At 66.9% G+C, this 26,794-nt stretch carries 19 protein-coding genes; 16 read left to right on the top strand and 3 right to left on the bottom strand.

Annotated features, from left to right (window positions below):
• Positions 1–109: 109 nt before the first annotated feature.
• Complete coding sequence (locus Q0379_RS03780; RefSeq protein WP_299004409.1) at positions 110–3,178, top strand: TonB-dependent receptor; 3,069 nt, start codon at positions 110–112, stop codon at positions 3,176–3,178.
• A gap of 76 nt (positions 3,179–3,254) precedes the next feature.
• The gene (locus tag Q0379_RS03775) at positions 3,255–4,355 is read left to right on the top strand and encodes a pectinesterase family protein (RefSeq protein ID WP_299004407.1); all 1,101 of its coding nucleotides are present in this window, start codon (positions 3,255–3,257) and stop codon (positions 4,353–4,355) included.
• Between the two features lie 17 nt (positions 4,356–4,372).
• Here Q0379_RS03775 and Q0379_RS03770 read toward each other — a convergent pair whose 3' ends face one another.
• Together Q0379_RS03770 and Q0379_RS03765 are read right to left on the bottom strand one after the other, a co-directional pair.
• Positions 4,373–5,329, bottom strand: a complete 957-nt coding sequence (locus Q0379_RS03770; RefSeq protein ID WP_299004405.1) for a FecR domain-containing protein — start codon at positions 5,327–5,329, stop codon at positions 4,373–4,375.
• Positions 5,330–5,334: 5 nt separating this feature from the next.
• Positions 5,335–5,838, bottom strand: a complete 504-nt coding sequence (locus Q0379_RS03765) for a sigma-70 family RNA polymerase sigma factor (RefSeq protein WP_299004403.1) — start codon at positions 5,836–5,838, stop codon at positions 5,335–5,337.
• Positions 5,839–6,132: 294 nt separating this feature from the next.
• Here Q0379_RS03765 and Q0379_RS03760 point away from each other — a divergent pair, with 294 nt between their 5' ends.
• The 7 genes from Q0379_RS03760 to Q0379_RS03730 all read left to right on the top strand — a co-directional run bounded on the left by Q0379_RS03760 (position 6,133) and on the right by Q0379_RS03730 (position 17,993).
• Positions 6,133–9,264, top strand: a complete 3,132-nt coding sequence (locus Q0379_RS03760) for a TonB-dependent receptor (protein WP_299004401.1) — start codon at positions 6,133–6,135, stop codon at positions 9,262–9,264.
• Between the two features lie 136 nt (positions 9,265–9,400).
• On the top strand, positions 9,401–10,771 hold the full coding sequence (locus Q0379_RS03755) for a metallophosphoesterase family protein (RefSeq protein ID WP_299004399.1): 1,371 nt from the start codon (positions 9,401–9,403) through the stop codon (positions 10,769–10,771).
• The gene (locus Q0379_RS03750) at positions 10,768–11,634 is read left to right on the top strand and encodes a glycerophosphodiester phosphodiesterase family protein (protein ID WP_299004397.1); all 867 of its coding nucleotides are present in this window, start codon (positions 10,768–10,770) and stop codon (positions 11,632–11,634) included. Before Q0379_RS03755 ends, Q0379_RS03750 begins: the two co-directional genes overlap by 4 nt.
• Before the next feature lie 191 nt (positions 11,635–11,825).
• Complete coding sequence (locus Q0379_RS03745; RefSeq protein WP_299004395.1) at positions 11,826–12,332, top strand: RNA polymerase sigma factor; 507 nt, start codon at positions 11,826–11,828, stop codon at positions 12,330–12,332.
• Positions 12,329–13,252: a FecR family protein gene (locus Q0379_RS03740; protein ID WP_299004393.1), complete on the top strand. Its 924-nt coding sequence runs from the start codon at positions 12,329–12,331 to the stop codon at positions 13,250–13,252. Before Q0379_RS03745 ends, Q0379_RS03740 begins: the two co-directional genes overlap by 4 nt.
• Positions 13,253–13,357: 105 nt before the next feature.
• Positions 13,358–16,249, top strand: a complete 2,892-nt coding sequence (locus tag Q0379_RS03735; RefSeq protein WP_299004391.1) for a TonB-dependent receptor — start codon at positions 13,358–13,360, stop codon at positions 16,247–16,249.
• A gap of 220 nt (positions 16,250–16,469) precedes the next feature.
• A complete protein-coding gene (locus tag Q0379_RS03730) occupies positions 16,470–17,993 on the top strand; it encodes a phosphoesterase (RefSeq protein WP_299004389.1) in 1,524 nt (507 codons plus the stop codon).
• 77 nt (positions 17,994–18,070) lie between these two features.
• Here the strand turns inward: Q0379_RS03730 and Q0379_RS03725 are convergent, their stop codons facing one another.
• On the bottom strand, positions 18,071–19,402 hold the full coding sequence (locus Q0379_RS03725) for an MFS transporter (protein ID WP_299004387.1): 1,332 nt from the start codon (positions 19,400–19,402) through the stop codon (positions 18,071–18,073).
• Positions 19,403–19,678: 276 nt separating this feature from the next.
• Between Q0379_RS03725 and cyoA the strand changes: the two genes are divergently transcribed.
• Genes cyoA through Q0379_RS03690 form a run of 7 tightly spaced genes read left to right on the top strand, consistent with a single transcriptional unit; the run spans position 19,679 to position 26,331 of the window.
• On the top strand, positions 19,679–20,698 hold the full coding sequence (gene cyoA / locus Q0379_RS03720; RefSeq protein ID WP_299004501.1) for a ubiquinol oxidase subunit II: 1,020 nt from the start codon (positions 19,679–19,681) through the stop codon (positions 20,696–20,698).
• A gap of 17 nt (positions 20,699–20,715) precedes the next feature.
• A complete protein-coding gene (cyoB, locus tag Q0379_RS03715; RefSeq protein ID WP_299004385.1) occupies positions 20,716–22,713 on the top strand; it encodes a cytochrome o ubiquinol oxidase subunit I in 1,998 nt (665 codons plus the stop codon).
• A gap of 2 nt (positions 22,714–22,715) precedes the next feature.
• Positions 22,716–23,342 (top strand): cytochrome o ubiquinol oxidase subunit III, encoded by a 627-nt coding sequence (cyoC, locus tag Q0379_RS03710; RefSeq protein WP_299004382.1) that lies wholly within the window; start codon positions 22,716–22,718, stop codon positions 23,340–23,342.
• Positions 23,339–23,722, top strand: a complete 384-nt coding sequence (gene cyoD, locus Q0379_RS03705; protein ID WP_299004380.1) for a cytochrome o ubiquinol oxidase subunit IV — start codon at positions 23,339–23,341, stop codon at positions 23,720–23,722. The genes cyoC and cyoD overlap by 4 nt, the downstream gene beginning before the upstream one ends.
• Positions 23,719–24,456 carry an SURF1 family protein gene (locus Q0379_RS03700; RefSeq protein ID WP_299004378.1) on the top strand — a complete coding sequence of 246 codons (738 nt, stop codon included), beginning with the start codon at positions 23,719–23,721 and terminating at the stop codon, positions 24,454–24,456. Before cyoD ends, Q0379_RS03700 begins: the two co-directional genes overlap by 4 nt.
• Complete coding sequence (locus Q0379_RS03695) at positions 24,453–25,808, top strand: ATP-binding protein (RefSeq protein WP_299004376.1); 1,356 nt, start codon at positions 24,453–24,455, stop codon at positions 25,806–25,808. The genes Q0379_RS03700 and Q0379_RS03695 overlap by 4 nt, the downstream gene beginning before the upstream one ends.
• Positions 25,798–26,331, top strand: coding sequence for a response regulator transcription factor (locus Q0379_RS03690; RefSeq protein ID WP_299004374.1), 534 nt, complete (start codon positions 25,798–25,800; stop codon positions 26,329–26,331). Before Q0379_RS03695 ends, Q0379_RS03690 begins: the two co-directional genes overlap by 11 nt.
• Positions 26,332–26,794 lie beyond the last annotated feature (463 nt).

Raw genomic sequence — 26,794 nt, 5'->3', positions numbered from 1 at the left:
CCTTCGAAAATTTTTGTGCGGCTGCTGACGGAAACCGGTTTCCGGTTCATCGCTCCAGGCAGGCGCTCCCAGAAGCGCCGCTCTAACAACACCTAGAGGGAGGGGCCGCATGCGGACGTCGCTGCGCAACCACAACACCAAATCCTATCTGATGCTCGCCGCCGGTGCGACCGCCGTGCTGGCCGCCGCCAGCGCTCAGGCCCAGGTGCGCAAGTTCGACGTGGCCGAGCAGCCCGCCGTCACCGGCATTCCCCAGTTCGGCAAACAGGCCGAGCTGCAGATTCTGGCGCCGCAGGGCGCGGTGCAGGGCAAGCGCGTCAACGCCGTGCGCGGCGCCTATACGGTTGAGGAAGGCCTGGCGCGGCTGCTGCGCGGCGCCGACCTGACCGTCGTCTCCAACAATGGCCGCACCGCGGTGCTGGGCCAGACGGCCTCGCTGCAACTGGCCTCCACCGCCCCCGCGCCGCTGATCGCCGCCCAGGCCGCCGCGCCCGTCGCGGCCCAGGAGCCCGAAGCCGCGGCCGAGGTCGAGGAGATCGTCGTCACCGGCTTCCGCGCCAGCCTGCAGAGCGCCATGAACATCAAGCGCCGCGCGAGCGGTGTCGTGGACGTCATCAAGGCCGAGGACATCGCCGACTTCCCGGACGCCAACCTCGCCGAGTCGATCCAGCGCGTGCCGGGCGTCTCGATCGCCCGCGACGCCGGCGAGGGCCGCCAGATCACCGTCCGCGGCCTTGGCCCGCAGTTCACCCGTGTGCGGATCAACGGCGTCGAGGGGCAGAGCACCACCAGCGGCACCGACAGCTCGGGCGGCGCCAACCGCAACCGCGCCTTCGACTTCAACGTCTTCGCCTCGGAGCTCTTCAACAGCATCACGGTGCGCAAGACCGCCTCAGCCCAGACCGAGGAGGGCTCGCTGGGCGCGACGGTCGACCTGCAGACCGGGCGGCCATTCGACTACAAGGGCGCGACCCTCGTGGTCTCGGCTCAAGAAGGCTACAACGACCTCTCCAAGTCCTGGGACCCGCGCCTGGCGGTCTTGGCCTCGAACACCTGGTTCGACGGTAAACTCGGCGCTCTGGTCTCGGTGGCCTACACCAAGCGTGAGCTGCTGGAAGAGGGCCACGGCTCGGGCGGCTGGCTGAACGGCACGGAAGTGGGCGGCTTCAACAAGGCCTCGCCCTTCGCCCAAGCCAGCTCAGCCACGGTCTTCACCCCGCGCTTCCCGCGCTATGGCCGCCTGACCCACAACCAGGAGCGCCTGGGGCTCACCGGCTCGTTCCAGATGCGGCCCGACGATCGCACCCTGATCGGCCTCGACGTCCTCTATTCGGATTTCAAGGCGACGCGCGAGGAGAACTGGCTGGAGGCCCTGTCCTTCGCCCGCAACGCCTCGCAAGGCGGCCGCCCCGAGATCATCGTTCGCGATGGCGTGGTCAACGCCAAGGGCGACATGGTCTATGGCCTGTTCGACGATGTCGATGTCGAGAGCGAGACTCGCTTCGACAAGCTCGACACCAAATACAGCCAGGCGACCTTCACGGCCGAACACGAGTTCGGCGACCGCTTCAAGCTGAGCGGCTTGGTGGGCTTCTCGAAGTCGGACTTCGACAATCCGATCCAGACCACGGTGATCCTGAACCGCGAGAACGCGGACGGCTTCTCGTACGACTATCGCAACAACGCCAAGCTGCCGTCGATGAACTTCGGTTTCGATGTCACCGATCCGCTGGCCTACAACTTCGGCGCCGCGCGGTCGGAGATCCGCCTGCGGCCGCAGGGCGTGACCAACAAGATCGCCACGGCCCAGCTGGACGGCGACTACCGCCTCAACGACAGCCTGTCGCTGAAGGTCGGGGTCAATTTCAAGACGTACAACTTCGACTCCTGGGCGCAGGCGCGGGTCAATGAGTCCGTCGTTCCGACCCTGCCCGCCGGCGTCACGCTCTCGAGCCTGACCAAGATGGTCTCGGGCTTTGGCGATGGCCTGGGCGCGTCGGGTATTCCCACCCGTTGGGCGGCTCCGGACCTCGACGCCTTCGCCAAGCTGTTCGACATCTATAGCGGCAAGGGCCTGTTCGAGCTTTCGGGCGCCACCAATTCCAACGCGCGCGGCAACATCCGCAGCGTCGAGGAGAAGGACAGCGCCGCCTACGCCCAGCTGGACTTCCAGACCGACCGCCTGGCCTGGCCGATCCGCGGCGATATCGGCGTGCGCTACGTGAAGACCGAGCAGAGCTCGACCGGCTATCAGCTGGTGGCCGGCGCGGCTCAGCAGACGACGGTCGAGCGTGACTATGACGATGTCCTGCCGGCCCTGAACCTGACGGCCGAGGTCACGCCCGACTTTCTGCTGCGCTTCGGCGCGGCCAAGGTCATGACCCGTCCGAACCTCGGCAGCCTGACGCCCGGCGGCAGCCTGTCGACGGTCGGCGTGTTCAGCGTCAGCTCCGGCAATCCGTACCTGAAGCCTATCCGCGCCACGACCTATGACCTGTCGGCCGAATGGTACTTCGCCAAGGACGCCCTGCTGTCGGTCGGCCTCTTCTACAAGGACATCGAGAGCTACATTCAGACCTCGCGGATCTCCCAGCCGTTCAACGCCTCGGGCCTGCCGGTCAGCTTGCTGGACGGCCTTGGCGTTTCGCCCAGCGACACCTTCTTGTTCAGCCAGCCGGTGAACACCGAGGGCGGGCCGCTGAAGGGCGTCGAGATCAGCTACCAGCAGCCTTTCAGCTTCCTGCCGGGCCTGCTGCGCAACACCGGCGCGATCTTCAACGTGACGCTGGTCGACTCCAAGATCGACTACATCTCGGCGCGGTCGCCGACCGGCTTCGTGCAGAACGATCTCGTCGGCCTGTCGAAGAACGCCTTCAACGCGACGCTCTACTATGAAGACGAGAAGTTCAGCGCCCGCGTCTCGGCCGCCTATCGCGACAAGTACCTGACCGCTGTCCCCAGCGGCACCAGCACCAACGACATCGACGGCGTGCGCTCGACGACCACCGTCGACGCCTCGGCTTCCTATGCGATCAACAAGCGTCTGAAGCTGACCTTCGAAGGGCTGAACCTCACGGACGAGTTCAACGATCAGTACACCGACAGCGTCCGCAACAGCGTCTACGTCTATTCGCACACGGGCCGGCAGTTCAATTTCGGGTTGCGCTACTCCTTCTAGGCCATTCCTCCTCCCGAGGAATCTGGGCGTCGGCGGCCTCCCCTGCCGGCGCCCGCCCTTTTCGCAGGTGGACTTCATGTCGACGATGCTCCCTTCGCGCCGAGGCGTTCTGGCGGGCGCGGCTCTGCTGGCTTCCGGCGGTTCCGCCTTCGCCGCCCGGCGCTATGACGCGGTGCTGTGGCGGGGGGAGGGGAAGCCTCCCGTCTCCGCGCCGGCCTATGGCAGCCTTTCGGCGGCGGTGGCGGCGGCTCCGGCGAAGGGGGCCAGGCCGTTCCGCATCTTGGTCACGCGAGGCGTCTGGGACGAGCAGGTCGTCATCGACAAGCCCTTCGTCCATCTGGTGGGCGAGGACCGCAAGGGCTCGGTGATCAGCCACCTGGCCGCCTCGGGCTTGACCGCGCCGGACGGCAAGCGCTGGGGCACGTTCCGGACGCCGACCCTGTTCGTGCGGGCGCCGGACTTCGCCGCCAGCCATCTGACGATCCAGAACGCTTTTGACGGCCTGGCCGAGATGTCCAAGCCCGGCGGGCTGCACTCGCACGACGGCGCGGGCCCGCAGGCTGTCGCCCTGATGCTGGACAAGGGCTCCGACCGCGCGCGCCTGAGCGACGTGAATATCCTGGGCTATCAGGACACCCTTTTTCCAGACGCCGGCGCCAGCCTGTTCGAACGCTGCCTGATCACCGGCAGCTACGACTTCATCTTTGGCGCGGGGCGGGCTTTGTTCCGCGGTTGCGAGATTCGCTCGCAGCCCCGCCCGGTCGATCCCGTCGAGGGCTACATCGTCGCGCCCAGCACGCCGATCGACCAGCCCGTCGGCTTTGTCTTCCACCAGTGCCGTCTCACCAAGGAGGCCGGGACCAAGCCGGGTTCGGTGTATCTCGGCCGTCCCTGGCGGCCTTCGAGCCAGTTTCCCGACGGTCGTTATGGCGATCCCAAGTATGTCGGCATGTCCGCCTTTATCGACTGCTGGCTGGACGACCATATCGCGCCGGAGGGATGGACGCAGATGTGGTACACCGGCAAGGACGGCAACCCGCGCACCATGCTGCAGCCCGAGGACGCCCGGTTCTCGCAGTTTCGCCTTTCCGGGCCTGGCGGCGCGGGGACGTTCAGGCGTGGACGCTGGTTGTCCGCGGCCGAAGCGGCGAGCCTGGTCTCGTCCGCCGCTCGCTAGGCGCTGTCTCCGGCAGGTCAGTTCGGAGGGGTCAGGACGATCCCGTCAGTTCCTTCGCGTAGCGTAAGGCCATGGGTCGCCGCCACCAGTTGCGCCGTCTCACGCGGGGCGGTCGCTCGGAACCGCCCGGTCAGGCGAAGATCGGCCAGCGCCGGCCCGCCCAGTCGGAGCGGCTGGCGGGCGTTGGCGCGATTGAGTTCGATCACCAGATCGCCGAGCCGGCCGTTGTTCAGCTCGATCCAGCCGCTGCGCCAGTCGTCGGCGGCGGCGGAATTGAAGCGGAGCCGCCCTTCGATCCCGCGCGCGGAGACCCTGACGCTCTCGCCGGCCACGACGACTACCGATCGGTTGGGCGCGGCGGCCGAGACAACCCTCACCTTGCCCTCGCGCACGGTGACCTCGGTGGCGTCCGAGAGCCGGTTGACGTTGAAGGCGGTGCCCAACGCCGTGACGGATGCGTCGCGCGCATGGACGGTGAACGGACGGGACGGATCGTGGGCGACCTTGAAGAAGGCCTCGCCGCGATCCAGACGCACATCCCGCGCGCGTCGCGCCAAGGCCACGCGCGCCTCGGTATCGCCGTTCAGGGTCATGCTGGAGCCGTCGGCCAGCACCTCGATCTGCCGTCGGCCCTGAGGGGTCTCGAGCTTTAGGGCGGGGCGGGGCCAGACGCCGATCGCGACGACGCACGCGGCGGCCGCCGTGACGCCGGCCAGAGCCCAGATCGTCATGCCCTGCCTGCGAGGCCGCGTCTTGATCGGGGAGCTCGCGCGGGCGCCGACCATGGCCTGATGCAGTGATGGCGAGGCGATCAAATCGCGGTGCGCCGCCAGCAAGACTTTGCGGCGCGGATGGGCCGCCAGCCAGGCCTCTAGCTTCAAGGCCTCCGGGCGGGGGAGGACGCCGGAGAGGAGACGATCGGCCCAAAGCGCCGCCTGGCGATCATCGATGCTGTCGAATGGGGTGTCGCGCATGCGGTCTATCCTTCGCCCCGCGCGGCGTCCTGATGGACCTTGCGTAGGGTCGCCGACGCGCGGCTGTAGTGCTTTTGGACGGCCTCGGGCGTCAGGCGCAGGTCGAGCGCGATGCGTTCATAGGCTTGGCCGTCCAGGCGTCGCCTCAAATAGACCTCTCGGCGCAGCCTCGGCATGTTAGCGATCGCGCGAGAGAACGCTTCGGCCAATTCCCGTCCCTCCAGAAGAGCGACCGGTCCCGGCTGCTCGCAAGCCTCGGCATCGTCCAAAGCCTCGAAGCTGGGGCCCTGGCGACGGTCGCGCATGAGGTTGTCGAGCACGCGAAACGCATAGGCGAGGGGATTGAGCAGGGGCGCACGGCGCGCCCGCTGCAGAAGGCGCAGCACCGTCTCTTGAAACAGATCCTCGGCTTCGTGGCCGTCGGCGCCGCGGCGGCGCGCATAGGCCTTCAGCCGCGTCTCGTGCGCGCGCACGGTCTCGAAGACCGGCACGGGTTCGTTCTGAGCCATCCCCGGATTCCAGGCCTCGCCGCGCCCCGAAGGCGGGCTCGATCAGCGGCGGCGTTAGCCGAACTGTACGGCAGTTTTGTGAAGCTCGCCTCGAATGGACCCGAGTGAAAATACCATTGCGGGGACCATAGTTACAATATTCGTCAGTGAAGGGATAATATCTCATCGTTTCGGATGTCTGTCTCGCCTCCCGTAGAAAAATAAAAGTTTTACGACGCCTGTCTGATCTTGCCGCGGACGCTGTCTACCCCGTTCGAGACCCGAAAAACGGGCTCAAGGTTCTGGGGGCGTTTGATGAGCTACAAGTCTCGACTTCTGGCCGCCGTGGCGGCGCTTTCGATGGCGGCGGGGGCCGGCGAGGCCTTGGCGCAGAGCGCGCCTGTCGCGCCGTTGGCCGCCGAGGCCCGCTTCGATATTCCCGCCCAGGACCTCGGCGCGGCGCTGATGGCGTTCTCGCGGATTTCGGGCGTCGCCATTTCCGCCGATCCGGCGCTGACCCGCGGCCGCCAGTCGACGGCCGTCGATGGGCGCATGCGCGCCGAAGAGGCGCTGAAGCAGATGCTTTCCGCCGCGCCGCTGACGGTCGAGGTCATCAACGGGGCCGTGGTGCTGCGTGAGCGCCCTTTGGCCGCCGCCGATGAGGTCGACCAGCTGATCGTCGTCGGCTACGCGGCCGGTCTGCGCAAATCGCTCGACGCCAAGCGCGACGCCGACATGATCACCGACGTGGTCAGCGCCAACGACATGGGCAAGTTGCCGTCGGCCAACCTGACCGAGGCGGTGGCGCGCCTGCCGGGCGTCTCGGCGGTCCGCAACCATACGACGGGCGAGGGCGATCGCATCTCGATCCGCGGCCTGGCCACCGAGTACAACACCTATTCGGTCAACGGCGTGCGCCTGGGCGGCATGGGCTCGCCCGGCGACAACTTCTATCGCGGCGTGCGTTTGAGCTTCCTGCCCGCCGCCGGCGTCGACTCGATCACCGTGTTCAAGTCGATCCTGCCCAACATGGACGGCGACGCCCTGGGCGGCTCGGTCGAGATCCGCACCCCGACCGCCTTCGATTTCGATCCCACCCATCTGGCGGTGTCGCTGGAAGGCACGATGCTGGACAAGCGCGACCGGAAAAAGTCCGGCGAGGCGCAGGTCGCCTTCGGCCGGCAGTTCAACGAGAACCTCGGGCTGTTCGTCACCGCCAGCTATTCGCGCCGCAACTCGCAGTTCGAGCAGGTCGGCGGATCGGGCGACGACATGCCCGCCCGTTGGTTCGCCACCAACAAGTCGCGAGACTTCGACACTTCGACCTTCCAGACGCTCGGCGTCGAGCTGTCGGCCGGCGAAACCAAGGTCGAGCGCAAGGGTCTCAACGCCTCGCTCGACTGGCGCAACGCCGACCACGAAGTCCACCTGCGCGGTCAGTACAACGTCTATGACGAGACCGAATTCCGTAACCGGCTGAACTTCCGCAACTACGCCGACCGCATTTCCGAGCGTCTGGTCCAGAAGGACAAGTCGCGCACCGACCTGATGACGCCCGACAAGGCGGTGGTCGGCGTCGAGAACGGCGTGCGCGTCTACAGCTACTCGGTCAACGACATCGTCGATCAGAACAAGGACGGCCGGATCACCGACGCCGATCGCAAGACCAAGAGCTTCTACAGCCTGGACGGCGCTTCGGGCCTCTGGGATCCGCAAGGCTTCCGGCTGCGTCGCTACTGGGAAGGCGGCTCGACCGAGGGCGTGCTCGGCTCGGCGACGGTGGGCGGCAAGAGCCGGTTTGGCGACCTGACCATCGACTACGACGTCTCGTACTCCAACTCGCGCGACAACATCAAAGACGAGTTCGAGCTGCAGTTCCGCACCGACGCCTATGACTGGCTGGGCAATAAGGGCGTGTTCGTCTCGACCGCCGGCGACCCTCGCTTTCCCAAGTGGGTGCTGAACGCCGCGGGCATGGCCGCTGTTCAAGACCCGGCCGCCTTCAAGTATTCGAGTATGACCGCGGGCTTCGGTGAGAATGAGGAGACGCTCAAGCAGGCCCAGTTCAACCTGGCCTACGCGCCCTCCAGCGACTGGCTGCGCGAGCTGAAGGCGGGCGTGAAGATGTCGGTGTCGGAGCGTCGCAAGACCGGCGGCAGCTTCATCGACCTGACCCGCAGCGGCACGATGGCCGACTTCGCACCCTACTTTGGAACGTCGATCGACAGCCTGTTTGGCGGCGTCTATTCGGGCCAATACCGCCTGGGCGTCACGATCGACACCGACAAGATGATGGCCGAACTGCGCAAGGCCCAGGACGGCAAGTCTGCGTTCTTCAGCGGCCTGGCCACGTCGCCGGACGCGGCGGAAGTCTCCAACGAGGACACCTGGAACTATAAGGAGACCATCTTGGCCGGCTATGCGATGGCCAAGGCGCAATTCGGCAAGGCCGAGGTGATCGCCGGCGCGCGCGTCGAGCGCACGGAAAACGACATCCAGGCTTGGCTCGAAGACCCGCTGAAGGGCGACACCTTCACGCGCGACAAGTCCGACTTCGTCAACGTGCTGCCGTCGATCCACACGAACTACAAGTTCCGCGACGACCTGATCCTGCGCGGAGCGATCTGGACCAGCTTCTCGCGGCCGGACATCAACCGGATGAGCTCGGCCAAGTCATACGGCTACAACACCGACCCGAACGGCGACGGCAAGACCGATCCCAAGGACAAGTGGGTTCTCGAGAGCGTCACCACCGGCAATCCAAACCTCAAGCCGATGAAGGCGGTCAACTACGACGCCTCGCTGGAATGGTACAACGGCAAGACCGGCGCCTATTCGGTCGGCCTGTTCCACAAGGACATCCGCAACTTCCTGTTCCGATCCTCGTCCAGCGTCATCCAGGACGGCACGACGGAGAATTACACCGACGGAACCGGCGTCGACGTCTCCACGCCGATGAACGGCAAGTCCGCCAAGGTGACCGGCGTGGAGTTCAACGCTCGCCAGATCCTGCATTGGCTGCCAGCGCCGTTCGACGGTCTAGGGGTGGCGGCTAACATGACCTTCCAGCGCGCCCGCGCCGTGACCGGCATCAGCTGGCATCCGGCCGGCCTGGAGCTGCCGCTGATGGAAACGCCAGAGCGCCTGGCCAATCTGGAAGTCTTCTGGGAGCGCAACGGTTGGGAGGCCTATGTCTCCTACAGCTACCAATCGGAGTCGCTCGAGGACATCGAGGACTACGGCAACGATCCTTACGAGCAGGACTACAAGTTCGTCGACCTGATGGTCCGCCGTCACTTCAACGACCGGATGGCCGCGACGCTCAAGGTGCAGAACGCCCTGGACAGCCACACCTACTGGTACACCTTCGGCAAGGCCAAGGGCGGCATCCGCGACTACATCGAGAACGGCCGCTACATCAGCCTCAGCTTCGACTGGAAGCTCTGACCGTTACGCCGGCGGATCGCCCGCGTGCGGTCCTTCGGCGCCGGCGCTCCCGACCGCCTCGGGGCGCCGCGTCGGCGCGGCTTCCCCTTGGCCGCGCCGACCTCTCCCTTCCCTGAACGCCTGATCCGAGCCCATCATGACCCACAGCTTCAAAGCGCCCCGCGCCCCTGGCGCATCGTCCCGTCCGGCGGCCGCTCTCGGTTGCGGTGTGGCGCTGGCCGCCCTGCTGCTGGCCGCGGGTCCGGTCAGCGCCGACGGACCCGCCAAGGCGCGCCCCGCCGCCGAGCCGGTGATCGTGGGCGGAAAGCCCCAGCGGCTGATCGTCAATCCGACCGAGGATCCTTCGCGCGGCTTCGCGGTGACCTGGCGCATGGAGGTCGGCGCGGGCAAGGGCCTCGTGGAATACGCCGAGGCCACGCCCGGCCCGGCGTTCGAGGACGCCGTTTCGACCGTGATAGCCGACAGCGAAGTGGTTCAGTACGTTCCCCGCAACGGCGCGCCGGTCTCGGCTACCGCCCACAGCGCCGTCATCGAGGGGCTGAAGCCTGAAACACTCTACGTCTATCGGGTGGGCGATGGACGGACCTTCAGCGCCTGGCGCCAGGTCCGCACCGCCGCTGCAACGGCCAAGCCGTTCACCTTCCTCTATTTCGGCGATGTGCAGAACGAGGTCGAGAGCCACGGCTCGCGGGTCATGCGCATGGCTCGCCGCCTGGCGCCGGACGCGGCCCTGGCGCTCTATGCGGGCGATCTCATCAACCGCTCGGACGCCGATCGCGAATGGGCCGAGTGGTTCGATATGGCGCCGGACCTGCACGCCGAACTGCTGACCCTGCCCAGCCCCGGCAACCACGAATATGGGCCGCCCGTCGATGGGCGTCAGGTCCTGGCGCTGCAGTGGCGTCAGCAGTTCACCCTGCCGCGAAATGGTCCGGCGGGTGTTCCGGCGCTGGCGGAGACGGTCTACCAGGTCGACTATCAGGGCGTGCGTTTCCTATCGCTGGACGCCGACGCGATGAGCGATCATCCAGAACTGGCCGAGGCGACCTTGAAGTGGCTGGAGGCGCGTCTGGCCGATAATCCGAACGCCTGGACCGTCGTCTTCCTGCATTATCCGATCTATTCGACCGCCAAGGGGCGCGACAACGCCGAGCTCCGCGCCGCGCTCGAACCCGTCCTGCAGACGCACGGCGTTGATCTGGTGCTGCAGGGCCACGACCACACCTACGCCCGGGGACGCAAGGGCGCTCCGGTCTATGTGGTCTCGGTCGCCGGGCCCAAGCAGTATGTGGGCGGCGAGCGCGGCTGGGCCACCCGCAAGGCCACCGGCGTGCAGCTGTTCCAGGCGATCAGCGTCGACGGCGGCGAGCTGACCTACAAGGCCTACACCGCGACCGGCGCGCTCTATGACGCCTTCCGCCTCAGCAAGCCGGCCCGGGGCAAGGCCGCGCGGCTGATCGATCTGGCGCCCAAGAGCGCCGAACTCGACCTGAAACGCGCCCCATGATCCGACGTGTAGCCCTGGCGACCTTGCTTGGCCTTGCGGCGGCCACCGCCGCGCGGGCGGCGCAGCCGTCGTCCGCGGACCGCTGCGCCGCGACGCCCGCCATGAGCGCGGCGCTCGCGCGACTGGCCAAGCCGGAGGCGGGCCTGATGATCGCCGCCCATCGCGGCGCGCACAGCCGCGCGCCCGAGAACAGCCTGGCCGCGATCGAGGCCGCGATCGCCGAGGGCGCCGACATCGTCGAGATCGACATCGCGGTGACGACCGACGGAACGCCCGTGCTGATGCACGACAGGACAGTTGATCGGACCACGACGGGAAAGGGCCGTATTGAGGACAAGACCGCCTCCGAAGTCGCCGCGTTGCGCCTGAAGGAACGGGACGGTCGGCCCAGCGATGAGGCTCCGCCGACCCTGGCGCGCGCGCTGGCCTTGGCGTGCGGCCGGATCCTGGTGGATCTCGACCTGAAGAGCGACCGCCTCGGTCCTATCGTCGAGGTGGTCAACGCCTCGGGGATGCGCGCCACGAGCCTCTATTTCGATAGCGACCCAGCGGTCCTGGCGGGCGTGCGGGGGCTGGATCCCGCGGCGCGCGTGATGGTTCGGCTGACGACGGACATGCCCCTGGCCGAGCTGTTGACGAGCGTCGGCGCGGCGCAGGTCGTTCATGCCGATCTGGAAAGCCTGTCGCCGGGAGCCCGCGCGGAGATCGCCAGGCTCGGCCTGCGCGTCTGGCTCAATAGCCTTGGAGACGCCGACCAGAGACTGCTCGCTGGCGACCCGGCGGGCATCAAGGATCTGCGGGACCTGGGCGCGAGCATTCTGCAGACCGACGCGGTCCCCGAGCTCGCCGCCCTTCGTCGCTAGCGGGAAGCCGTCGACGGCTCGGCAACGGTCCCGTCGGCGGCCGGGGCGATCATCGAACCCGCAGATGACCGCCTGGCGCGAGGCGGATGGTCGGTGGGGGGCGGCTTTACTGTCATAAAGTCGTGCTAGCGCCGCACCATGCTCGGCCGGTCCATTCGTCATTCCGCTCTCTGGGCGAGGGAAGCGCTTCGATGAGCGACCTGGCCGGCCTGCGCGCGCAGCGGCGCGACCTTTATCAGTTCATCGTTCGGCGCACGCGGGACCCCGCGACGGCCGAGGATCTGGTGCAGGAGACGTTCGAACGCCTGCTGGCCTATGAGCAGGCGCGGACCATCGTCGATCGAGCCGCGCTGGGCTATCGCATCGCGTTGAACCTGGTGCGCGATCACTTCCGCCGCGCCAGCCGACGGCCCGCCCAGGCGCTGGACGACGACATTCCCTGCCAAGCCCCCGCGCCGGAGCAGATCCTGATGCATCGCCAGAAGGTCGAGGTGTTCGGCAAGGCGCTGGACGCCATGCCGCCCTTGCGTCGTGACGTGTTCATCCGACGCCGATTGCACGGCCACTCGCCGCGCCAGATCGCCCAAGATCTCAGCCTCAGCGAGGCGGCCGTCGAAAAGCACGTGGCGCGGGCGCTGGAGCAGCTGCATCGCGAAATCGCCCGAGCCGAGCGCCGCGCCGGCGGAGGCCGCCGATGAGCCGCGCCCGCCAAGAGGCCGCCGTCTGGGCCGCGCGACGACTGGACGCCGGCGACCGCCAGGACGCCGCCTTCGAGACCTGGAAGTCGGCCGACCCGGCGCACGGCCAGGCTTTCGATCAGGTTTGGCGCGCCAGTCAGGACCCCGCCCTGGCCGAAGCGATGCGGCTGAGCGAGCAGCGGCGGAGCGTTCCGCGCCGCGCTGGACGTTGGACCGCGCTGGCGGGCGGTCTCGCAGCTTGCGGCCTGGCCGCCTTCCTTGCCTGGCCCCAAATTCAGCTGATGACCGTCGCGCCCTTGGTGCTGCAGACCGCGCCGGGCCAGCACCGGGTCGCGAACCTGGCCGACGGCACGCAGGTCACCCTGGACGGAGCCACCCGCCTCGAAGTGCGCCTGGGCGCGCGGCAGCGCCAGGTCGAGCTGGTGAGCGGCGAGGCCTTCTTCGACGTCGCTCACGACGCGGGGCGGCCGTTCACAGTCAAGGCGCCCGAAGGCTCGGCCCGCGTGCTGGGCACGGCCTTCGACCTCGAGCGCGGCGATGGACGTCTTGAGCTTTCGGTGCGCCGGGGACGCGTGCGGCTGGCGCCGGCGGGACTGATCCATCGCACGGCCGAGCTGACCCAGGGCCAGCGGGCGTTCGCCAAGGAGGGGCGGTTGTCGGCGGTCCGCGCGTTCGATCTGCAGGCCGACGACTGGCGCTCGGGCTGGCTGGAAACGGACGGCATCCCCTTGGCGCGACTGGTCGAGCGGCTCAATCGCGCCTCGGCCATTCCGATCACGATCGCCGATCCGGCCTTGGGGCGTCAGCGGGTGGCTGGCCGCTTCCGGCTCGACGAGCCGCAGGCGCTGGTGCGCAATCTGGCGCTGATGCACGGCTTCACCGTTCGTCAGTCATCGGACGGATTGACGCTCTCGCGCTGAGCGCGTCGCCGAAACTTCACAAAAATCCCTGTCCGGGTTCGGGGGGCGCCGGCGTCTTCCCCGCCGAACCGGCGTTGAACGCCGCGCGAAAACGGGGATCATGACATGACTTCGAACATCTGGACCTGGCTGGGCTCGGCCTCCGCGGCCGCGTTGCTGACGGCGAGCCCCGTCCTGGCCGCGCCCTCCGAAAAGCCGACCCTGGCGATCCCGGCGGGCGATCTGGCCTCGGCCTTGCCGAGCTTTTCCCGGGCCACGGGCCTGCAGGTCCTGGCCGATCCGGCGCTTCTCAGCGGCAAGCACACCAACGGGGTGCGCGGCCAGTTCGACGCCGAGCGCGGCCTGGCCGAACTGCTGCGCGGCACCGGCCTGACCTTCGTGCGCAACGGCGGCGCGGCGATCCTGCGCCCGGCGGCCCAGAGGGTCTCCACCGCGCCCAGCGCCGCTACGGCGGCTGCTCCGCGCGCCGAGGCTGTCGCGGCGCGGGCCGACGAGCCCACCGAGATCGAAGAACTCGTCGTCACCGGCGGCTTCGCCAACTCGCTCGCCCGCGCGCTGAACGAAAAGCGCAAGGCCGCCAATGTCGTCGACGCCATCTCGGCCGAGGACATCGGCAAGTTTCCGTCCAACAACATCGCCGAGGCCCTGCAGCGCGTGCCCGGCGTGGCCATCACCCGCGACCGGGGCGAGGGTCTGTTCGTCCGCGTCCGGGGCCTGGGTCCGAACTTCCAGATCGTCACCCTGAACGGCCGCAGCGCCGCGGTGAACGAGAACATGCGGGACAGCGGCCAGAGCGGCCGCCAGTTCCGCTTCGACACCCTGCCATCCGAACTGGTGGCCGGCGTCGAGGTCGGCAAGACCCCGCTGGCGTCCCTGGACGAGGGGGCGATCGGCGGCGTGGTCGATATCAAGACCTTTCGCCCGCTGGATCTAGGCCGCACGACCTTGGCGCTGTCGGCCACCGCCAGCCGTCCCGAGCTCGCCGACAAGACCGACCCGCGCGTGTCGGGCCTGGCCAGCTGGACCAACGCGGCCGACACCTTCGGCGTGCTGGCGGCGGCGGTCTATGACCAGCGCACCTTGCGCCAGGACCGCATCACGGGCGTGGGCTGGAGCTATCCCAGCGCCAGCACCACCCTGGGAAAGAGCCTGATCGCCCAGGGCGTGCAGCTGTACGCGACCAATATCCGCCCGACGCTCGAGCGCGAGGACCGCGAACGCAAGGGTGTCGTTCTGTCGGCTCAGTATCGTCCCAGCGACGCCACCGAGATCACGCTGGACGGCAGCTACACCAAGCTCGACGACCACTATGACGAGCTGACCTATTCGGTCGATCCTGATCTCTCGACCCTGGTCGCCGGCTCCGCCGTGATCAAGGACGGCGTCATGACCGGCGGCGTGGCGAACACCAGCAGCCAGATCGGCCGCGAGGTCAGCGACCTGGCGCACGACAACATGATGATCGCCGGCAAGATCCGTCAGAAGCTCGAGGACTGGACGATCACCGGTGACCTCGCCTACGCCCGGGCCTATTCGGAAACCTCCAAGCCGATCACCCGCACCCGTCTGCAGGGCTCGATGGGCCGCGCGACGTTCAACCTGCCCCAAGCCGGCGACGGCCTGCCGGACGTCAGTCTGGCGACCGCCGACCTCAACAACCCGTCCCTGCTGCCGTTCCGCCGTATCGAGTGGCGGGTCAACGACGCCACGGACGACGAGACCGCCCTGCAGTTCGACGCCGAGCGGCCGATGACCCTGGGTCCGGTCAGCCGTCTTCAGTTCGGGGTCAAGTTTCGCGAGCGCTCGCGGTCCTATAATCGCGCCGACATCAACTACACGACCAACCTGACCGGCAAGTTCTTCGGCGCGGACTATTTCGACCCGTTCCCGGTCAGCGACTTCCTGGGCGGCGCCTCGGTCGGCCTGCCGACGAGCTGGGCCATGCCGGATCCGGCCGCCTTCTGGGCCCTGCGCGACCCGAACCAGAAGGGCACGGCCCGCGCGGACCAGCGCAACTCGTATCGCGTGTCCGAGAAGATCTCGGCCGGCTACGCCCTGGGCGACATCGACACCAGGCTGTTCGGCGCGCCCCTGCGCGGCGAGGTCGGCGTGCGGGTGGCCCAGACCAAGCAGGTCTCGGCCGGTCACGCCGACAACGGCAAGGCCGCGCTGCCCGTCCGCTTCGAGAAGACCTATACCGACGTCTTGCCGACGGCCAACTTCGCCCTGGAGCTGACCGACGCCCTGCAGGCCCGCGTGGCCGCCGCCAAGGTGATCACCCGGCCGTCCCTGGCCGACTTGGCGCCGCGCCTGACGCTGAATTCCGGGACCCTGCTGACGGCCGTGGGCGGCAATCCGCTGCTGAAGCCGTTCGAGGCCTGGCAGTATGACGCGACCCTTGAGTGGTACTTCGCCCCAGGCAGCGCGCTGGTGGCCGGCGCGTTCTACAAGGACATCACGACCTTTGTTTACAGCCAGAACACCAACATCGTCGTCGATGGGCAGACCTATGTGCTGACCTCGCCGACCAATGGCGGCAAGGCGACGATCAAGGGCGTCGAGCTGGCCTACCAGCACCTGTTCAAGAGCCTGCCCGCGCCATTCGACGGCCTCGGCTTCCTGGCCAACTATACCTACACCGACACCGAAGCGACCTACTCGCCGACCTTGAAGGACGAGATGGTCAATGTCGCCAAGAACAGCTTCAACGTGACGGCCTTCTACGAGAAGGACCGTTTCGCGGCCCGCGCCAGCTACAGCTGGGTCGACGACGTCCTGCAGGATGTCGGCGGGGCGGGCCTGTCGGCGCTGAACGACAAGGCGTTCGGCTCTCTGGACGGCAGCGTCAGCTACAAGATCACGCCGCAGATCACCGCGGCGATCGAGGGGCAGAACCTGACGAAGGCCTCGCAGCGGCAGTTCATCAAGGGTGGCTGGTTCGGCGGCTACACCAACTATGGCCGTACGATCAGCTTCGGCCTGCGGGCCAAGTTCTAGATCAATAGGCCTTTAAAGAAGCGGCCCGCGCGAGCGCGCGCGGGCCGCTTCGGCGGTTCGATCGCGTGCGCCGCCACCCTGCGCTCTTCGCGGTCGCGGACGGCGGATGTCAGCTCTACGATAGCGCGCTGGCGCCAACCGGCCCGGATGCGCCGAGCCGGTCGCGACTTTTGGGGGAAAGCGAAGAAGAATCGTCGCAACCCAAGGCTAGAGAGCACCCATGCTGAATTGGTTTGTTCGTCCCGTCCGCCTCCGCCGCCCTCGCGCCGCGGCCGCCATCGCCCTGTGCCTCGCGACGAGCGCCTGGACGCCCACGTCGGCGCATCCTGGACACGCCGTTGAACCGGTCGGGCCCGCGCACAGGGCGACGCGCCCCGCCAGGCCGGCGCAGCGCCGCTGGCTGGCTGGCGATCATCATGTGCACAGCTGGTTCAGCGTGTCGGTGAAGCCCGCCGCCGATCCTTCCCAGCCCCCGATCCTGATCAAGGCCGGGGACGCCAGCAATCCGATCACCACCAACGCCCGCATGGCGGCCAGGCATGGCCTCACTTGGATGGTCGCCACCGACCACGGCGGTCCGAACCATTCGAAGCTGAACCGAGACGAGGCCTATCCCGAGCTTCTGCGATCCCGACGAGAGACGCCGGGCGTGCTGCAGTTCTGGGGGATGGAACTGGACACCCCCGCGGCTGAGCATTCTAGCCTCATCCTCCCGCGCTCGGCCCTGGAGCGCGACGCCCTGTTCGGGATCGAAAGCGGCTACAATCGACGTGAGCCCTGGCCCGCCGATCCGGCGCGCGACACGGAGGGCTTCATGCTGGAGGCCCTGCGTCACATGAAGGCGCTGCCCCGGCCCCCGGTCGTGATCGCCAACCACCCGTCCAGATCAGCGACGGGCGTGGGGCGCTATGGCCTGGTCTCGCCGTCCGAGCTTCGCGATTGGAACGACACCGCCCCTGATGTCGCCGTTGGCATGGAGGGTGCGCCTGGGCATCAAGCCTCGAGCCTGAATCCCGACGGTTCGCTCAAGCCCAAGGGCGACCGGGGCGGCTATTCGCGCGCGCCGACCATGGGCGGCTTCGATCAGATGACCGCCAAGCTGGGCGGCTTCTGGGACGCCATGCTGGGCGAGGGCCGCCGCTGGTGGATCACCTCGACCTCGGACTCCCACCGTCACTACACCGACGGCGGCGACGACTTCTGGCCCGGCGAATATTCGAAGACCTATGTGAAGGCCGTGCGCACCTATGACGACGTGCTGGACGGCCTGCGCAACGGACGGATCTTCGTGACCCTGGGCGACCTGGTTTCCGAGGTCGACGTCACGGCCATGGCCGGTGGCCGCAAGGCCGAGATCGGCGGGCGTCTGGAGGTTCCGGCGGGAGCCGACGTCACGGTCGTGATCCGCGTTCGCGATCCCTCGGGCAAGAATTTCGGCGGATTCTCGCCGAGCGTCGCCCGCATCGACCTGATCCAGGGCGACGTCATGGGCCCCGCGAGCAACCGTGCGCTGGACGTCAATCCCACCACGCGCGTCGTCCGCGCCTTCACCCCGACCTCCTGGGTCCGCGACGGCGAGGTGTTGTCGATGATCCACGTGCTCAAGAACGTGCAAGGCCCGACCTACATCCGGGTTCGCGGGACGGGCGGCGATGAGCCCGAGCCGCTGCCGGACCCCTTGGGCGAGGATCCTTGGTCAGACCTGTGGTTCTACGCCAACCCGGTCTTCATCGCCGTCAAATAGGCCGGCACCGGCGCGGTCGCCTTCTGAAACGCCGGGTGGGCGCCAAACGCCGTGGACGTCGGCGCAGGGCTTGTTGGCTACTTCCGGCCCAACCGGCGACGTCGATCGATCGTCAGGGCCAGGAGGGTCGCGATCGCGCCAGACGCCAGATAGAGACCGATGGCCGGTAGGCCCCACAGGCTGGCCAGGCCAAGGGCGGTCAAAGGCGCGAAGCCCGCGCCGATCAGCCAGGACAGGTCCGAGGTCACGGCCGCGCCGGTATAGCGATAGCGCTTGGAGAAGCCCGAGCTCACCGCGCCGGCGGCCTGGCCGAAGGACAGCCCCAGGATGATGAAGCCGACGATCACGTAGGCCGTCTGGCCCAGCGAACCGCCGTCCAGCAGGCGCGGGGCGAGCAGGCTAAAGGCGCCGATCAGCAGGGCCGAGAGGGCCAGCTGGTTCTGGCGCGTGATGCGGTCGGCGATCCAGCCGGAGGCCAGGATGCCCGCGACCCCGAACAGCGCGCCGATCAGCTCGATGCGCAGGAAGGTCAGGGCCTGGCGGTCGTCGTGCAGGGCCACCCAGGACAGGGGGAAGACGGTCACCAGGTGGAACATCGCGAAGGTGGCCAGCGGCGCGAAGGCCCCGATCAGGACGTTGCCGCCCTCGGCCCGCACCAGACTGGCGATCCGCACGGGGCGCAGCTCCCGGGCTTCGAACAAGGCGCCGAACTCTTCGGTCGCCACGATCCGTAGGCGCGCGAACAGGGCCACGACATTGATCGCGAAAGCCGCGAAGAACGGATAGCGCCATCCCCAGTCCAGGAAGTCGGCCGGCGCCAGAGTCGAGACGAAATAGGCAAAGAGGCCGCTCGCCAGCATGAAGCCGAACGGCGCGCCCAGTTGCGGGATCATCGCGTACCAGCCGCGCTTGTTATCGGGCGCGTTGAGCGCCAGCAGAGAGGCCATGCCGTCCCAGGCGCCGGCGAGCGCCAGACCCTGACCGATCCGGCAGATGGCAAGCGCCCAGATCGAAAGAGGACCGATGACGGCGTAACTTGGCAGGAAGCTGATGGTGGCCGTCGATCCGCCCAGCAGGAAGAGCGCGACCGTCAGCTTGACGCCTCGTCCATAGCGCCGGTCGATGGCGCCGAAGATCACCGAGCCGATCGGCCGCGCCACGAATGCCAGCGAGAACAGAGCGAAGGCCAGCATGACGCCGGTCAGCCGGTCCACGAACGGGAACACCAGCTGGGGGAACACCAACACCGAGGCGATGGCGTAGACGAAGAAGTCGAAGAATTCCGAGGTGCGGCCGATAACGACGCCCAGGGCGATCTCCCCAGGGCGCGCGCCCTTATGGTCAGCGTGGAGGCGGCGCGCGTCTCGCTCAAGGCCTGAGGAGGTTGGGACTGCAAATTCGTGAGCCATCGTGACGCGCCTCGTCCTTGTTTTCCGTCCCAGCCTCGCGCCGCCTTGCCGGCGGTCTAGGCGCGAGCATGCCGCGAACGGGGGGCGTGTGGCAAACGCCTTCAGAGCGCTCCGGCTCCACGACGCCGCCCAGGCCAAAGGCGGCGCCGGTTGATCATCGTCAAGCGGACGCTTGACCTAGGACAAACGGTCCAATGTTGCGTCGCGGCGCCCGAGCGTATGAGCGCGCCCATGCGACTGAATTTCAGGCTCAAGAAAAGCTCGATCCCGCTGAAGATGCTCGCTCTGACGCCGCTGATACTGGCGCTGGGCGGCTGCGACTGGGTCGTCATGAACCCTTCCGGCGACATCGCCGCCCAGCAGCGCGACCTGATCATCATTGCGACCGTGCTGATGCTGCTGATCATCGTGCCGGTGATCGCCTTGACGCTGTTCTTCGCGTGGAAGTACCGGCGCTCGAACGAGGCGGCCAAGTACGATCCAGACTGGCACCACTCCACCCGGTTGGAGATCGTGATCTGGGCCGCGCCGCTGGTGATCATCACCATCTTGGGCGCGGTGACCTGGAGCAGCACCCACCTGCTGGACCCCTATCGTCCGCTGGATCGCATCGCGCCGGGCCGCTCGGCCGAGAACGTCAAGCCGCTGAAGGTCCAGGTCGTGGCCCTCGATTGGAAGTGGCTGTTCATCTACCCGGAGCTGGGGATCGCCACGGTCAACGAGATGGCCGCGCCGGTCGATCGGCCGCTGAACTTCGAGCTGACCAGCTCGTCGGTGATGAACTCGTTCTACGTGCCGGCCCTGGCCGGCCAGATCTACGCCATGCCCGGCATGACGACCAAGCTGCACGCGGTGATCAACAAGCCGGGCGTCTATGACGGCTTCTCGGCCAACTACAGCGGCGAGGGCTTCTCGCACATGCGCTTCAAGTTCCGCGGCATGAGCGAGGACGCGTTCGCGCGCTGGACCGAGGAGGTCCGCAAGGGCGGCGGCCGCCTGGACGGCTCGCGCTACCTCGTCCTTGAAAAGCCCAGCGAGAGGGTCCCGCCCCAGCGCTTCGCCGCCGTGGACGCCGACCTCTTCCACAAGGCGGTCAACCGCTGCGTCGAGCCGGGCAAGATGTGCCAGCACGACATGATGGCGATCGACGCCAAGGGCGGCCTCGGGATGGCCGGCGTCTACAACGTCACCACCCTCGAATACGACAAGCGCGTCCGGCGTGGCGAACAGGGCGGTGGTTTCCGCTCGTTCGTCGCCGCCCTGTGCGCTCCTTTCGCCGGCCCCTCGGCGCGCTGATTTCCTAGAGACGTCAAATGTCCCCGGACCTCGTCAAATTCATCTTCGGCCGTCTCACCTGGGACGCCATTCCGCTGCACGAGCCCATACTGCTCGCCACCTTCGCCATGGTGGCCCTGGGCGGCCTGACGGTGCTGGGCCTGCTGACCCGCTACAAGCTGTGGGGCTATCTGTGGCGCGAGTGGCTGACCAGCGTCGACCACAAGAAGATCGGGGTGATGTACATCATCCTGGCCATCGTCATGCTGCTGCGCGGCTTCGCCGACGCCCTGATGATGCGGGCCCAGCAGGCCATGGCGTTCGGCGAGGTCGCCGGCTACCTGCCGCCGCACCACTACGACCAGATCTTCACCGCCCACGGCGTGATCATGATCTTCTTCGTGGCCATGCCGCTGGTCACGGGCCTGATGAACCTGTCGGTGCCGCTGCAGATCGGCGCGCGCGACGTGGCCTTTCCATTCCTGAACAATTTCAGCTTCTGGATGACGGTCGGCGGCGCTGTGCTGGTCATGGCCTCGCTGTTCGTGGGCGAGTTCGCCCGCACCGGCTGGCTGGCCTATCCGCCGCTGTCGAACCTGGCCTACAGCCCCGACGTCGGGGTCGACTACTACATCTGGGCCCTGCAGGTCGCGGGGGTCGGGACGACGCTCTCGGGCATCAACCTGGTCGTGACCATCATCAAGATGCGCGCGCCGGGCATGAGCCTGATGAAGATGCCGGTCTTCACCTGGACCGCCCTGTGCACCAACGTCCTGATCGTGGCGACCTTCCCGATCCTGACGGCCACCCTGGCCCTGCTGACCGCCGACCGCTACCTGCTGACCAACTTCTTCACGAACGACTTCGGCGGCAACCCGATGATGTACGTGAACCTGATCTGGATCTGGGGTCACCCGGAGGTCTACATCCTGATCCTGCCGGCCTTCGGCGTGTTCTCGGAAGTCGTCTCGACCTTCTGCGGCAAGCGCCTGTTCGGCTACAGCTCGATGGTCTACGCCACCGTCGTCATCACGATCCTGTCCTACATCGTCTGGCTGCACCACTTCTTCACGATGGGCTCGGGCGCGAGCGTGAACTCGTTCTTCGGGATCACGACGATGATCATCTCGATCCCGACGGGCGCGAAGATCTTCAACTGGCTGTTCACGATGTACCGCGGTCGCATCCGGTTCGAGGTCCCCATGCTGTGGACCGTCGGCTTCATGGTCACCTTCGTGATCGGCGGCATGACCGGCGTGCTGCTGGCCGTTCCGCCCGCCGACTTCGTTCTGCACAACAGCCTGTTCCTGATCGCCCACTTCCACAACGTCATCATCGGCGGCGTGGTGTTCGGCATGTTCGCCGGCATCACCTACTGGTTCCCCAAGGCCTTCGGCTTCAAGCTGGATCCGTTCTGGGGCAAGGTTTCGTTCTGGTGCTGGCTGGTCGGCTTCTGGGTCGCCTTCACCCCGCTCTATGTGCTGGGCCTGATGGGGGTGACCCGTCGCATGAGCCACTTCGAGGATCCCAGCTTGCAGATCTGGTTCGTGATCGCGGCCATCGGCGCGGTGATCATCCTGTGCGGGATCGTGGCCTTCCTGGTCCAGATCGTCGTCAGCATCCGCAACCGCGAAGCCCTGCGCGACGTCACCGGCGACCCCTGGGGCGGCCGGACGCTGGAGTGGTCGACCTCGTCGCCGCCGCCGGCCTACAACTTCGCCTTCACGCCGGTGGTGAGCGAGCTTGACGCCTGGTGGGACATGAAGGCGCGAGGCTATCAGCGCCCGACGACCGGCTTCATCCCGATCCACATGCCCGCCAACACCGGCGCGGGCGTGGTCCTGGCTGGGATCAGCGTGGTGCTGGGCTTTGCGCTGATCTGGCACATCTGGTGGCTGGCGGCCGTTTCGTTCGTCGCCCTGATCGGCGCCGCGATCGCCCACACCTTCAACTTCAAGCGTGACTATTACATCCCGGCCGAGGAGGTCATCCGCGTCGAGGACGCGCGCACCGAAGCCCTGCGGAGCCTGACCTGACCATGGCCTCTCAAGCCCATGCCCTCACCGAGGCGGACAAGAGCCGCTTCTACCTGACCAAGGAGCACCATCCGGAGAACGGGACCCTGCTGGGGTTCTGGATCTACCTGATGAGCGATTGCCTGATCTTCGCGGTGTTGTTCGCGACCTATGCCGTGCTCGGCCGCAACTACGCGGCCGGCCCGTCGGGCGCGGACCTGTTCGACCTGCCGCTGGTGGCTGTCAACACGGGCCTGCTGCTGCTGTCGTCGATCACCTACGGCTTCGCGATGATCTCGGCTCAGGCCAAGAAGGTAAGGCCGGTCCTGGCCTGGCTGGCGATCACCGGCCTGCTGGGCCTCGGCTTCCTGTCGCTGGAGCTCTACGAGTTCCATCACCTGATCAGCGAAGGCGCCGGTCCGCAGCGCAGCGCGTTCCTGTCGTCGTTCTTCGTGTTGGTCGGCACGCACGGCCTGCACGTGACCTTCGGCATCATCTGGCTGGTCACCCTGATGGTCCAGGTCGCCCAGCGCGGTCTCGGCGCCGAGATGAAGCGCCGCCTGATGTGCCTGTCGATGTTCTGGCACTTCCTCGACGTCGTCTGGATCGGCGTCTTCTCGTTTGTCTACCTGCTCGGAGTCCTGAAATGAGCGCGGCCAGCCATGACGCGCACCACGCGCACGACGAGCACCACGACGGCGCCCACGGCTCGCTGAAAGACTACGTCATCGGTTTCGTCTTGGCGGTGATCCTGACGGCCATCCCGTTCTGGTTGGTCATGGGCCATGTCCTGCCGACCCCCCAGATGACCGCCGTCGCGGTGATGGGTCTGGCGGTGATCCAGGTGCTGGTCCACATGATCTACTTCCTGCACATGAACGCGCGTTCGGAGGGCGGATGGACCCTGCTAGCCCTGATGTTCACCCTGATCCTGGTGATCATCACGCTGAGCGGCTCGCTGTGGGTGATGCACAATCTGAACACCCACATGATGCCGGCGACGGCGCACGACATGCAGCAGATGCCGTGACCCAGGGGCTGCGCACGCGGTCGATCGTCCTGATCGGCCTCTGCGTGGCCTTCACGGTGTTGTTCGCCGCGCTCGGCGCGTGGCAGGTCCAGCGGCGCGCCTGGAAGCTCGACCTGATCGCCCGCGTCGAGCAGCGCCTCCAGGCGGCGCCGGTTCCGCCTCCCGAGCCGGCGCAATGGGCGGGGCTTACCCGGGAAGGCGATGCCTATCGCCGGGTGCGCCTCGTCGGCGTCTACGATCATCAGCGCGAGGTCCTGACCCAGGCGGTGACCGAGCTTGGTCCCGGCTTCTGGGTGATGACGCCCTTGCGGGCCGAGCAGGGTTTTACGGTCCTGGTCAATCGCGGCTTCGTCCCCATCGCCCGCAAGACGCCGGACACCCGCATCGCCGGCCAGGCGCCGGGTCCGGTCACCGTCGTGGGATTGCTGCGTCTCAGCGAGCCCGGCGGCGGCTTCCTGCGGGCCAACCGACCGGACGAAGGACGCTGGTACTCGCGCGATGTCCAGGCCATCGGACGCACGCAAGGGATCACGACCCTGGCGCCCTATTTCGTCGACGCTGACGCGACCTCCAACCCCGGCGGATGGCCCCGCGGCGGATTGACCGTCGTGCGTTTTCCCAACAGCCATCTTATCTATGCCCTGACCTGGTTCGGTCTTGCCCTGCTGACGGGCGGCGCGGCGGTCTACGTCGTGGCTGACGCGCGTCGAACCCATCGGAAAGAGGACGAATGACGCCTGGCGCCAGCTTCCTGATCTCCGGCGTCTCGGGCTGGCTGTCGGGCGCGCGCGCGGCCGAGAACGCCAACGGTCCCTCGGACGCGATCGCTCGACAGAACATGCTGCAGCTGATCCAACTGCGCTGGATCGCCGTGGCCGGCCAGGTGGTGACGATCCTGGCGGTGAATTTCGGGCTGCGCTTCAAGCTGCCGCTCTTCGAGATGATGCTGGTCCTGGCGGCGCTGGTGGCGCTGAACCTGTTCAGCCTGCTTCGTCTCAAGCGCGCCGAGCCGTTGGGGCCCTACGACCTCTTCGCCGCCCTGACGCTCGACGCCCTCGCTCTGACCGTCCAGCTCTATTTCAGCGGCGGCGCGACCAATCCGTTCACCACCCTCTATCTGCTGCACGTGATCCTGGGCGCGGTGCTGCTCGAGGCTTGGGCGACCTGGGCGATCGTGGCGCTGATCAGCTTTTGCTTCGTTGGGCTGATCGCGTTCAATCGTCCGATCATCACGACCGGCCTCAGCGACCAGGCCTTCTTCGAGCTGTTCGTCATGGGCATGCTGATCGGCGTCGTGCTGGACGCCCTGTTGCTCGTGACCTTCGTCGGCAAGATCAACACCAATCTGCGCCGGCACGACGCGCGGCTGGCCGAGTTGCGCCAGCAGGCGGCGGAGGAAACCCATATCGTCCGCATGGGCCTTCTCGCCTCTGGCGCGGCGCATGAGCTGGGCACGCCGCTGGCGACGCTGGACGTCATCCTCGGCGATTGGCGCCGCCTGCCCTTTTTCGCCGCCAACCCCGAACTGGCCCAGGAGCTGGAGGATATGCGGGGCGAGGTGAGCCGCTGCAAGGCGATCGTCAGCGGGGTCCTGCAGTCCGCCGGCGAAGCCCGAAGCGGTGAGGTGAGGGCGAGTACGCTGCGCGCCTTCATGGACGAGGTTGTCGCCGAGTGGCGAGCCAGTCGCGCCGAGCACAATCTGATCTATGACACGGACCTTCTGGATGCGACGCCGATCGTCGCCGAGTCGACCCTGAAACAGGTGATCCACAACGTGCTCGATAATGCGCTCGAGGCTTCGGCCGCGACGACGCGGCTGATGGCGGTGATACGGAACGGCTGGATCCGGATCGAGGTCGAGGATGACGGGGCGGGGTTCACCAACGCCACGCTTGAAGCCCTTGGTACGCCGTATAATTCCACCAAGGAGCGGGACGGCGGCGGATTGGGCCTGTTCCTGGTCGTCAATGTGCTGCGCAAGTTGGGTGGTCGCGTCAGCGCCGCGAACCGTCCCGAAGGCGGCGCGCGGGTCGTCCTGGACCTGCCGCTGTCATCGCTCGAGATCGGAGGCCATCGTGTCGACTGACCGCAAGCTGATTATCATCGAGGACGATGAGAAGTTCGCCGCCACGCTGAAACGCTCCTTCGAGCGCCGCGGCTACGAAGTTGCACACGCTCGCGGCTTGGACGAGGCGATCACGGCGTTGACGGTTTTCGCGCCACGCTACGCCGTGATCGACCTGAAGCTGGACGGCGAGTCCGGCCTTGCTTGCGTGCGCGCCCTAGCTGAGCACGACCCGTCCATGTTGATCGTGGTCCTGACGGGCTTCGCCAGCATCGCCACGGCTGTTGAAGCCATCAAGCTCGGCGCGAGCCATTACCTGGCCAAGCCATCGAACACCGACGATATCGAGGCGGCCTTCAGGAAGGGCGAGGGCGATGTCGACACCGCCATTGGCCAACAGGCTACATCAATTAAGAACCTGGAATGGGAGCGGATTCACCAGACCTTGGTCGAGACCGACTTCAACATTTCCGAAACAGCCCGGCGTCTTGGCATGCATCGCCGAACTTTGGCGCGGAAGCTGGAGAAGCGGCGGATTAGATGACGCTGGGTCGTTGACGCCATGGTGGGCGGCAGCGCCCAATGGCGACCGGCGGACACCTGCGCGCCGGCGTCCTGCTCTTGCCGCACCCCGCTGATCTGCTCTTCCGTGCTCCCTGATCGCTCCGCCTGTCGGTCCTCTGGTGGAGCGGACTCTGAGTGTTTCTGAAGGAGTTTCGGAGGGGCGCATCACCGACAATGAATTCTGCAGACCAGCAAACTGGGCGATAGCCAACGGAGTGCTTGAAACATAATGGAGGCCCGGGCCGGAATCGAACCGGCGGGCGCGGATTTGCAGGTGTAAACTTGGGCAAGTTATAGAAAATTGTAGATGTAGATCGAGAAATCGAAAGTCGTTTAAAATCTGATGGGGAAAACTTTCCTACAATAACCCATTTGTTCGCCGGGGTTTCTCTTTGTACGATATTATCGTGTTCTGGGGGATTCGTCGACGTTCAAGATTTCTG

This window comes from uncultured Caulobacter sp. (assembly GCF_937900395.1).
In the GTDB taxonomy this organism is placed as follows: Bacteria; Pseudomonadota; Alphaproteobacteria; order Caulobacterales; family Caulobacteraceae; genus Caulobacter.
This window is presented reverse-complemented; position numbering and strand designations above follow the sequence as displayed.